Source organism: Lacticaseibacillus camelliae DSM 22697 = JCM 13995 (genome assembly GCF_001311195.1).
Classification (GTDB): domain Bacteria; phylum Bacillota; class Bacilli; order Lactobacillales; family Lactobacillaceae; genus Lacticaseibacillus; species Lacticaseibacillus camelliae.
In genome coordinates this window covers 1-9,695 of the sequence record NZ_BBAJ01000080.1, presented here as the reverse complement: position 1 = coordinate 9,695, position 9,695 = coordinate 1, and the positions used below count along the sequence as shown (strand labels likewise).

The 9,695-nt window shown below is 60.3% G+C and carries 10 protein-coding genes and 1 pseudogene; all 11 read right to left on the bottom strand.

What is annotated here, in order from left to right; all coding sequences use genetic code 11:
- Positions 1-684: PTS mannose/fructose/sorbose/N-acetylgalactosamine transporter subunit IIC (locus tag JCM13995_RS11330; protein WP_054665762.1), on the bottom strand; the 684-nt coding region annotated here is incomplete at its 3' end.
- A gap of 86 nt (positions 685-770) precedes the next feature.
- Positions 771-1,088: a PTS sugar transporter subunit IIB gene (locus JCM13995_RS11325; RefSeq protein ID WP_263849667.1), complete on the bottom strand. Its 318-nt coding sequence runs from the start codon at positions 1,086-1,088 to the stop codon at positions 771-773.
- 4 nt (positions 1,089-1,092) lie between these two features.
- Positions 1,093-1,269, bottom strand: a complete 177-nt coding sequence (locus JCM13995_RS17210) for a PTS sugar transporter subunit IIB (RefSeq protein WP_082397839.1) — start codon at positions 1,267-1,269, stop codon at positions 1,093-1,095.
- 241 nt (positions 1,270-1,510) lie between these two features.
- The gene (locus JCM13995_RS11320) at positions 1,511-2,026 is read right to left on the bottom strand and encodes a PRD domain-containing protein (RefSeq protein ID WP_054665756.1); all 516 of its coding nucleotides are present in this window, start codon (positions 2,024-2,026) and stop codon (positions 1,511-1,513) included.
- Positions 2,023-4,113, bottom strand: coding sequence for a sigma 54-interacting transcriptional regulator (locus JCM13995_RS11315; RefSeq protein ID WP_054665752.1), 2,091 nt, complete (start codon positions 4,111-4,113; stop codon positions 2,023-2,025). Before JCM13995_RS11315 ends, JCM13995_RS11320 begins: the two co-directional genes overlap by 4 nt.
- 133 nt (positions 4,114-4,246) lie before the next feature.
- Positions 4,247-4,735: a GNAT family N-acetyltransferase gene (locus tag JCM13995_RS11310; protein ID WP_162230958.1), complete on the bottom strand. Its 489-nt coding sequence runs from the start codon at positions 4,733-4,735 to the stop codon at positions 4,247-4,249.
- 95 nt (positions 4,736-4,830) lie between these two features.
- Positions 4,831-6,087: pseudogene (gene pelG / locus JCM13995_RS11305) on the bottom strand (exopolysaccharide Pel transporter PelG).
- Positions 6,057-6,293, bottom strand: a complete 237-nt coding sequence (locus tag JCM13995_RS15025; RefSeq protein ID WP_054665739.1) for a hypothetical protein — start codon at positions 6,291-6,293, stop codon at positions 6,057-6,059. Before JCM13995_RS15025 ends, pelG begins: the two are co-directional and overlap by 31 nt.
- Positions 6,280-7,332 carry a GT4 family glycosyltransferase PelF gene (gene pelF / locus JCM13995_RS11290; RefSeq protein WP_054665736.1) on the bottom strand — a complete coding sequence of 351 codons (1,053 nt, stop codon included), beginning with the start codon at positions 7,330-7,332 and terminating at the stop codon, positions 6,280-6,282. The genes JCM13995_RS15025 and pelF overlap by 14 nt, the downstream gene beginning before the upstream one ends.
- Positions 7,332-7,697 carry a DUF3492 domain-containing protein gene (locus JCM13995_RS16300; RefSeq protein WP_054665732.1) on the bottom strand — a complete coding sequence of 122 codons (366 nt, stop codon included), beginning with the start codon at positions 7,695-7,697 and terminating at the stop codon, positions 7,332-7,334. The genes pelF and JCM13995_RS16300 overlap by 1 nt, the downstream gene beginning before the upstream one ends.
- Positions 7,698-7,718: 21 nt before the next feature.
- The gene (locus JCM13995_RS11280; protein WP_054665729.1) at positions 7,719-9,548 is read right to left on the bottom strand and encodes a DUF2194 domain-containing protein; all 1,830 of its coding nucleotides are present in this window, start codon (positions 9,546-9,548) and stop codon (positions 7,719-7,721) included.
- Positions 9,549-9,695 lie beyond the last annotated feature (147 nt).

Sequence of the window (9,695 nt, the reverse complement as noted above, 5' to 3'; positions counted from 1 at the left end):
TCCTGAACTTACTTGCTTGGTGCTCTTTTTCACCTCATCGATATGCTTGTCGATGAAGAACATCATCAGGCCAAAGACGACGCCGAAGATACTGATCGCCATGATCGGCAGCTGCAGATAAGCAGCAAGGGCAAACCCGGCAATGAAGAATGGCAGGAATTCAATGTTCCAAACGTACTTGAGCAGCATGCCCATCCCAACGGCTGGCAGCATGCCGGCGGCAACGGTCAGGCCGGTCAGGAACACTTTTGGAATGCTGTTGACAAACATCTTGATGCCGGTGGTGCCGGCAAGAATAGCAATGAAGGCCAGGGCGAAGTAAGCCACTTCGTAAACGCCGACCTGCATCCACCAGAGCCGGTTGAACTTGGCGAGGTTGCGCTCGCGGATGTGCTTTTCGAAGACTTCAACATTCGCGGTGAACCAGAACTTCAGCAGGTTCCAAACAATGACCGCGAGCATTGAGATCGGGACGGCCAGCGCAACCGCAACGGCAGGTTTCTGGTTCAGGATCAGCGCGAACGCGACCCCGAGGACCCCGCCGACTTGCGTATCCTGTGGCAGGACCGCGCCGATCTGCATGACGCCGTAGAACGCGAGCTCAACGGCGGCACCAAGGATAATGGCTTGTGACGGGCTCTTCCCCAAAACCAGAGCCAGCAAAATGTATTGAATGAATGGCATCAGTTGGGCAAAAGAGCCGTATGCGTTGATAAACTTTGCGAAGCCATGATCAGGCCAACCGCAATTGCTTGATATAAGAGCATTGTTTATTCTCCCTTCAATAAATCTACAAAGTGTGTCGGGGTATCGCCAGGTAATGGTTGATAAACAAAATTCTTGGCCTTGGTGGCAATCTCCCGCACCAGCTTGACCTCATCCTCGGTGAGGTACACCGTCTCTGAGATTTTCTGCTTATTGGCCAAGTCGCCACCGATCCGGCCAACGTTGGCAATGTCGACCTTGACGTCCTCCGGCGCCTGGACCCCATCGACCACGCGCTTTAGGTCTGCCACATTGTTCACGATCAGCAACATCTTCAGCTTGGCGCCGCGAGGGTCATTGGCCAACTTAATGGCTTTATCCACCGGCTCAACGGCCACCTTGATCGACGCCGGCGCCGCCAGCAGCAGCGCGTTTTTTTTGAATCTCGCTGGCTGCGGCCCGGTCATTGGCCACGATGATCCGATTGAGCTGAAGTTCCTTGGACCATAACAAGGCGACTTGACCGTGAATTAGCCGATCATCGACCCGCATCATTTCGATCATTTCAACACCTCCATAGTAGTTAACGCTTTCAATTCACTGGAACACCACATGTCTATCCGGATATCACACGTGTTCATCATGATATAAGCAACTGGCGTGCCAAAGCAGACATGATTGGGGTTTGACGCATTAATTTTTGCTCCGCTATATTCTTAAACACAAAACTAAACACTTCGCTGCGGTTTGCCCTGCACACACGAAAAAGGCGCCACCCCCAGGGGGCGGCACCAAGCCACTGAATTTATTTAGCCTCAGTGAACGCGTAATTCATCAGCTGGTACAGCAGCGAAAGCTCGTAGCCGTTAATGTCAATGTTGTACTTGAGCTCCAGCGGTTTGAAAATGCCTTTGGCGACGGTGTTGAAGTCCGCCTCTTCCTGGCTGGCCGGTGTGCGCTCATCCTTCTCCCCGTTACGGCTGACCCCAGTCATCAGGCGCTCCACCATCAGGGAAATGTGCATGTACAGGTTCAGCTTGACCTTGCCGTCGAGCTGGATGTGGTAGTAGTTTTCGAACTTGAAAATGACCGTTTCGACCTCCTGAATGATCACGTCCGGGTTCAGGAAGGACAGGCGCTCGGTGACGCCTTCGATCGACAGGAAGCGGACGATCCGGTTGTACAGATCATCAAAGGTCTTCTGGTCGATGAATTGGCGCAAAATGTTGTGCAGAAACTCCTGCCCGGACGGATCCAGCAGGTCATAAATGTTGATGTGCGGAATGGCAAACGAGTCCGGGAGGTTGGTGGTCGTGATCACCAGCTGCGTTGCGTCGAACTCGCTGATGTTGTCTGCTCGATGCTTTGGTGCAGGTGCGCGTAATCCATCGCCACCACGCTGAGGCGCCGGTCCATCACGGACTGAAAGATCTCCTTGAGCTTTTCGGAAATGCCCAGGCCCGACATGCATGAGATCACGATGTTCTGATTTTTGGCAAAGCCTTCGAAGTACTGCGTCGAAATGGCGTACTCCGTTGAGGCGTACTCCGCGATCCGGTCAAAGGGCAGCTTCTGCTGAATCTTGAGTGCGACGTCCAGCGCGGTGGCCGTGGTCAGGTTGTTGACCACCAAGACGTCGCCTTGCAGCTGATTCTTGATCACGCGGTACAGCTGGCTCAACGACCCCATGTCCACCAGCAAGATGAACCCGTTGGAGGTGTCAAAATCCTTCACCGTTTGCTTGGCGATCATCGCGATCTGGCCAATGCTGGAATCGATCGGCATGTCGATGGCGTCCACCAAGTACGTCCCGCACAGCTGGTTGACCACGGACTGAATGCTGGTGGCCATTCGCGAGCCGTGCGCCACCATCAGGCAGCGCAGCGCGATCGACTCATCAATCGAATCGCAGATCACGCTAGCCATGAGCAGCGGCAGCGCCTCGGCACTGGCGGCGTCCAGTGGCGGCAGCTGCTGGTAAAACTTCTGGGCGACGTGCAGCGCCCGCGGGTGATCAGCGGCCAGCAATTGCAGCTTTTCCAGCGGCGGCTGGGCCAGCGTGACTCGGGAATCATACAGCCGAAACAGCAAGTCCTCGTAATCGCTGGCCGCCTTCAGCCCGAACCGCTGCACCACGGTGTGCTTGAACACTTCTGCGTGAATACTGTGCAACAGTGAAATGCTGGGATCGATCGCGCCTTGCGCAGTGAACAGCGCCTGCAGCTTGCGCCGGACATCGGTCATGGTGAGAGCGGTGGCACTTTGCAGATAGGCAGTCAGCTGCTGGCCGACCGTCAGATCAAGCGCCGGCGGCAAGGCTTCACCCGCCGTATCCGGGGCCACCAGCATCGGCTTGGCCACTTTCAGCTGGCCGACCGGGTCGAACGCGGCGCCGGCCAGATCAAAGTCGGTCAGCCCGACTTTGAGCAGGTCGTCTGGGTGCTCACCCGTATTGGCCTTAGCGCAGGCCAGTTTGATCAGGTTTTTGAGCCGACCGACATTGCCGGCCGGGCGCAAGTTCAGCAGGTAGCTCACGGCCTGCGGAGCCAGCGTAATTGGCTTGTGAAAGTTCTTCGCCTCGGTTTGCAGCAGCACCCGGATGTACGCCAGCCGCTCGTCGACCGGCCGGTGCGCGTAGGTCGTCAGGTGCACCATGACCGGCACGCGGCGATTGAAGGTTTCCAGCAGCGCCGCGTTCGGGTCCTCAGTGGTGGCAAAAATGAAGCGGACCGTTGCGTGCCAGTCACGCTGATTTTCGCCAATGGGCCGGTAGATCCCGGTGTCCATGAAGGTGAACAGCTTCTCCTGATTTTCCCCGGACAGCCGGTGCACCTCGTCAAGGAGCAGGTAGCCGCCATCGGCCTCCTGAATCAGCCCAGGTTTGTTGGCCTCGGCACCGGTGAAGGCCCCTTTCGTGTAACCGAACAGGATCGAGGAAAGCAGCTCCGGGTTGTTGGCGTAATCGGCACAGTTCAGCACCTTGTACGGCGCATCGGCCGCGATGGCGCCGGTGTCACGGGCGTACTCGTACACTTTTTGGCCAAAGGTCTTGCCGACACCGCTGCTGCCGGTAATCAGCAGGTTCAGCCCGCCTGGGTATTCGACCGCCGCAATGCACTTGCGAATGCTTTCGCGCTGACTGCCGGTGGCCCCGATCACCGCGTTCAGCCCGTGCAGGGCCGCCGGCTCATGACTGGGCGCACCAACCCCGGTCAGCCGCCAGCGGACCGGCCGGCCGTCGCTTTTAATGACGCGACCGCCCTTTTCCAACTCCCCCAAGTAATGGCTGGTCACGGACCGGCTTAGGCCCAAGTTTTCGGCCAAGGTCGTCGTTTCAACACTATCATGAAGCCGCAGCAGCTCCTTCAATTTCTCGTAAACCCGGTCTTTGGCGCGTTGAACGCTCATCAGCGTCTCCTCCTCCAAGAGGGCCCTCGTGCAAGCTTTCAGGGGTAACGCTAGCAGATTTTCGAGACGGGTTCAAGCCGGTGTTTAAAAATAAAGCGCGGCTAGTGTTGAACCGAGTCAAACACTGCCGCGTTCAAATGTCCTTGATGTACCACGTGTCGCAGCCGTCGTGCGGGTCATCGGCCAGCGCGTGCGGCAGGCGCGTGAAGCCCTGCGCCTGATAGAGCTTGTTGGCGATGGGCAGCTTGGTGTCGGTGACGACGTACATGCGCTCGTAGCCGAACGCCTTGGCGGCCGCAATACTCTTTGCCAGCAGCCGCTTCGACAGGCCCTGGCCGCGGGCCGCCGGGGTCAGGTACAGCTTCTGCAACTCGCAAATGTCCTCAAAATCCGCCACTGGCCCGATGCCGCAGCCGCCGAGGACCTGGTCGTCATCGGTGTCCGCCACCGCCACGAAGTACTTGGCGCGGGTCGTGTGCGCGTAGTACTCGGCCAGCTCGCCGATCTGCGGGTCGAAGTACGCCGTTCCCGGCAGGGCCAGGTCGGCCTCCTCCAGACAGAACTTCAGGATCTTTTTCATCTGAGCGTCGTCTTTGGGCTGAATCTCACGAATTTTGGGCATGCCGGTCATCTCGATTTCAAATTAATAGTCCCTAGTCTAGCACCGCCCACCAAAAAAGTCGCGGGCCCTAAGTGGGCGCGCGACTTCAAAAACGGTTACGCCTGGTGCCGACGGGCATAGGCCAGGGCTAAGCTGCCCAGCCAGCCGGTGCGTTCGGTGGCCGCCTTCAGGAACAGGTGCTCGCTGAGGTGCTCGGTGTAATCCAGCAGGCGCGGCAGACCCGCCACCACGCCGAGCAGCGCGCCGATCACCAGGCCGAGCCCGTAAAAGCTCATTCCCAGGGGCAGGCCCAGCAGCGTCGCGAGGATCACACTGCCGCCGAACACGGCGCCGGTGGCCGCCGCGCCGCGCTGATCGTCTAGGTACAGCTGCATCAGCATAATCACCAGTACGAAGCTGTTCAGGCACGCCCCGACAATCACCAGCTGCAGCACCGACGTCTCCAGCGAGAAGTACAGGCTTTGCGAGCTGGCGATGCCGATCAGCGTCACGACAATGATGGTCAGAATGCCTTGCGTCCGCACGATGCGCTGCAGCTCCTGGATCAGCACGCTGCGCAGCTTGGCCTGGCTTTGGTTGATTGCCGCCAGCGTGCCGCCGTTGTTGATCTGGCTCATCAGTTTGCGGTAGTACGGGTGGAACCGCGTCTCGATGGCCAAAAACAGCAGCATGTACACCGGCGTGATCAGCAGATAGGCCCAGAACGTGCTGGTGTCGTACATCAGATTGACCTGGAACAAACCGCTCAGGGAGATCCCGCTGACCAGCCAGTAAATCACGTTGGCGCTCCACAGCCCCAGCGCGTAACCGACGCCGGCCAACAACAGCCGTTTATTGTGGTCAATGGCCAGCAGCAGCGCGTACTGATCCGCCCGCCGGCCGATCGGCACCCGGCGCAGCAGGGCGCTCACCAGCCCGCCGATTGTCACCATCACGCCGCTGATAAAACTCACCAGCAAGGTCACCATCGGTCCGTGCTGAACCGGCAGCCACCACTGGTTGGCGCCGCACAGCAGGGCCACGCCGATGGCCACCGCCATGCCCCCGGCCAGCCACAGAAGCGGCAGCTGGCGCGACGCGACTTGGGAGACGACCAGATTCACGGAAAACAGGGTCAAAGTCGCCGCCAGACCGGTGAACAGCAGCAGCGCGAACCACCACTACGGTGAAAAAATCAGCCAGTAGACCCCGGCCGCGATCAGCGCAAGGGTCAGCTGCAGTTTCAGCCAACCAATCAAGGCCGGCAGCAGCCGGTCCGCTCGGCCTGCGTACAGCTCATCGGCCACGAAGCGCGAGGCCGCGAACTGCCCGACCGCGTTGATCAGCTGACCGAAGATGAAGCAGTACGCCACAGCCGTGGAAAAAAAAGGTTCACTGTGGCCTCCGACGTCCATTCCGTGGCCAGCATCACGCTGCGCAGGAGCATCATGCTCCCCAAAAGGATCAGCCAGGTGCCGGCGCCGTTGATCAGCGCGTAGCCGTATGCCCCCGCCCGCCGCGTCAGCGACTCGGGCTTGAACAAGCGGCTGAGTTTCGTTTCCAGATTAACGCCCGCCATCGCCTTGAGCTCCTTTCAGTTTGTAAAGGTGGTCGTAGGTGTCGGCCACTGCGTCGAGTTGGTAGTAGCGCCGGGCGCGGCGTGCGCCGTTTTGCCCCATTTTTTGCATCATGTCCGGATGCTGGTAGAACCACGCCAGGTGGTCGGCGATCCGCCGCGGCGCCACCGGCCGGACCACGAATCCGGCCTGGCCAAAGCTGTCATTGTTGCCGTACAGCAGCTCGCGGCAGGCGCCCACGTCGGTGCAGACCCATGGCAGCCCGGCCGCCATGCCTTCCAAAACGGCCAGCGGCTGCCCCTCGGAAATGCTCGAAAGGACCAGCACGTCCAGGCGCGGCAGGTAATCCATGACGTTGATCTGACCGGTCATGTGGACCTGGGCGCTGAGCCCCAAGGCGGCGATCATGGCCCGGCACTCGGCCGCGTACTCGGGATTCTCGTCGGTCGACCCCATCAGGTAGCAAGCAAACGGCACCCCTTGCTCGGCCAGCCGCCCGCACGCCTGGATCAGGGTCGTGATGTCCTTGATCGGCACCATGCGAATGATGGCGCCGATCTGCAGCCCTGCCTTAGGATCAAACTGGTGCCGCTTCAGGGTGGCCAACTGGGCCACGCGCACACCGTTCGGCACCAGCCGCAGTTTGGCGGCATCCGCGCCACCACTTTTCTGGTGGGCCTGGTTGGCGGCCGACAGCGTCACCACCGAATCCGCCGCGGCGTACGCCTGCTTGGCCAGGTAGCGGAAAAAGCGGACCCACTGGTGCTTGAACGCCGGGTCGAGCCAATCCGACTGCAGGATGTCCTCCTCGCGCTCGCGGGCGTAGATCCCGTGCTCGGTCAGCACGACCTTCACGCCCGTTTGCTCGTGCAGCGCCGCCGCTAAGACCCCGGCATAGCCGGTCGCGGTGACCTGCAACAAATCGTAGTCTCCGACCGGTTGCTGCAGCAGGCGCAGCAGCGGCGTCAGCATGTTGCGCCAGGACCAGTAGTAGGCCAAAAAGGGGCAGGATTCGCCAGCTTTTTCATACTGCTCGGCCATCAGCTGGTAAAACGTCTGGCTGGCCAGAAAGCTGTCGGCATCCCCCAGCCGGTCGCGTCGGCAAGCAGCCCTAACGCGCCGGGCACCACCTGGGTCATTTTCAGCCAGTCGGCGATCAGTGCGCGGTCGGCGGCACTGAGCCTGACCGCCGTGCGCCGCGCATTGCTGGCGGTCAGCGGATACCGAATGATCTGACCCAGGTTGGGCAAGCGGTCGTAGCGCACGGCTCGCGGCTGGTCGTCCGCGGTGATGGCCAGGACGTCGAAGTGGTGCTGCGGCATCTCCTTCATCAGGTTGTGCACCCAGCTGGACACGCCGCCAGTCACATAGGGATAGCAGCCTTCAGCGATGATTGCGATCTTCATGGTGTTCCTCCTTTGCGCGGGTTACCCTTTTTCAATCGCCAGTGTCAGCGCGGCCCGCTTAGGCGTCACACTGTACAGGCGGGCGCCCAGTTCCCGAACCGTCCGGTCCTGGAAACTGCCGGTGGCCAGCTTGCCGTCCTTCAGCCGCACGGTCACGCTGGCATTGTCCGGCATGTGGCGGGCGTAAAGCTCGATTTGGGTGTCGCTGTAGCGCACATCAACGGCCCCGGCAAAGTACTGCTTGAGCACCGCCGTCGCGTGGTTCTGCGTCATCGGCGTGATCATCGGGTACGTCTTCTTAACAAAATCCAGCTGCTGGTCAAAGCTCTCGGCGAGCTCTTCCCAGTTGGCATTATTCGAGCGCGCCAGGTCGAACACGTCATCCGGGTGAATGAAGTGCGCCATCACCCCGAACGTCGCAGCGACATCGGCGATCTCGTACCGGTTATTAGTCGTGAAGGCATAACCGGAGACGTTGCGGGGAAAATCAAAGAGCTGCGGGTCGTCCTGGTTTTCGCCAAATTCCGTCACGTACCGGCTTTGCACCGCGTCGCCGTAATACAAGGCGGCCACCGTATCGACTTTGGGGAACACCTGCCGCACTGCGGCCAGACCTGTCTTGCTAGTCAGGTTGGACGGCGGCACGTAGGTGGTAATCGCGCGCGCCGGGGCCAGTGTGGCCATGAGCTCGGCCACCTGGTCCAAACCCGCGGCCATGCTGGCCTGATCCGGCCACGGCGTGTAGTTGAGTTTTTGATCGACCGGATCTTTTGCCAGCAGCAGCGGCTGGTGGTTAAACCCGTGCAGGCTGACTTCACCGCCCACTTTGTTCAGCTCGCGGACGTACTTTTGCCCCGTTCGGCGCATCGCACCGTACATTTCCGCATCGCTGCCGGACACGTCATTGTCGTAAGTCCCAATCAACGCACCGGTGTACTTCAGGTCGTACTTGCGGCCCAGCCGCAGCATATCCGGCCACCAGCGATGCGCGTAAAAGTCCGCGACGGTCATGGCTTTACCGCTGGCATCGGCCACGGTGGTCGTGGTGTCCGGCACTGGGGCCGGAAAATCGTCAATGTGCATCACCTGGATCCCGGCCTGGCTGGTCACCGCCACCGGGAACAGCCGGCCGACGCTTTGGACAAACAGCCCGCGCGCCAGGCGGTCATTCAGAAAACCGGTGTTCCAGTACTGCACCTGGCCCCCGGCGGTTTGATTTTCCACCAGGATGGGCCGGCTGCTCGCCGAGATCAACGTGGTCGCACTGGCGGCCAGCTTGACGTCCGCTGCGCGGTGCGCAAAGGCGCTGGAATCCTCGACGCTGGCATTCGGGTAGCCCGGGTAAATCGGTTCGTCAAATTTGATCCCCGTCACGCGGCGCACGCCGCCCACAGCAGTCAGGCCGAGCAGCTGCTGAAGGCGCGGCGAAATTTCTTCAAGGCGCTGCATGAACACGGCGCTGCCGCCGGCTTCAACAAAGTCGATCACGGCGTCTTCATAGGTGACAATGTCGGGATCGGCGATCAGCAGCGTGGCGTGATCCGGCTTTTGGCCAGCAATTTCCGCGGCCTGGATGTCGTCATACCCGACCTTGGCGTAGCTCAGACCTTGCTTAGTCGACTGCTGCAGCGCCGCGTCTGCGGGCGCAAGGGGTTGAACATACAGCAGGCGATTTTGGCCGTTCAACGTCGGCGTCTGGTCGGTGTGGCGTGTGGCCACCGTTTCGTCCGCCGCCGTCACCGGGAACACGCGCAGGTGCAGCGCGTCACTTCGGACCATCAAAATGGCCCCGACGACCAGGGCCGTCAGCGCAACGATTCCCAGTGTCATGATCAATTTAACCCGTTTCATCGGCGCCCCTCCTTAATAGAGTGAGTGTCTCTTGCTGCTGGGCGGTCAAATCGCCCAGTGGCTGGTCAGAAAGTGTGTGTAAGGCCTGTGTTACGCCGCGCCAGTTGCGCGCGGCGTAGGCAATGGCCAGCGCCAGATACGTGATCG

What these genes read in the sequence shown, in the direction of transcription:
- JCM13995_RS16300 (WP_054665732.1), bottom strand. Translation starts at nt 7,697, where the DNA reads ATGAAGATCGCAATCATCGCTGAAGGCTGCTATCCCTATGTGACTGGC.
- JCM13995_RS11280 (WP_054665729.1), bottom strand. Translation starts at nt 9,548, where the DNA reads ATGAAACGGGTTAAATTGATCATGACACTGGGAATCGTTGCGCTGACG.
- pelF (WP_054665736.1), bottom strand. Translation starts at nt 7,332, where the DNA reads ATGGCCGAGCAGTATGAAAAAGCTGGCGAATCCTGCCCCTTTTTGGCC.
- JCM13995_RS11310 (WP_162230958.1), bottom strand. Translation starts at nt 4,735, where the DNA reads ATGCCCAAAATTCGTGAGATTCAGCCCAAAGACGACGCTCAGATGAAA.
- JCM13995_RS15025 (WP_054665739.1), bottom strand. Translation starts at nt 6,293, where the DNA reads ATGGCGGGCGTTAATCTGGAAACGAAACTCAGCCGCTTGTTCAAGCCC.
- JCM13995_RS17210 (WP_082397839.1), bottom strand. Translation starts at nt 1,269, where the DNA reads ATGATCGAAATGATGCGGGTCGATGATCGGCTAATTCACGGTCAAGTC.
- JCM13995_RS11315 (WP_054665752.1), bottom strand. Translation starts at nt 4,113, where the DNA reads ATGAGCGTTCAACGCGCCAAAGACCGGGTTTACGAGAAATTGAAGGAG.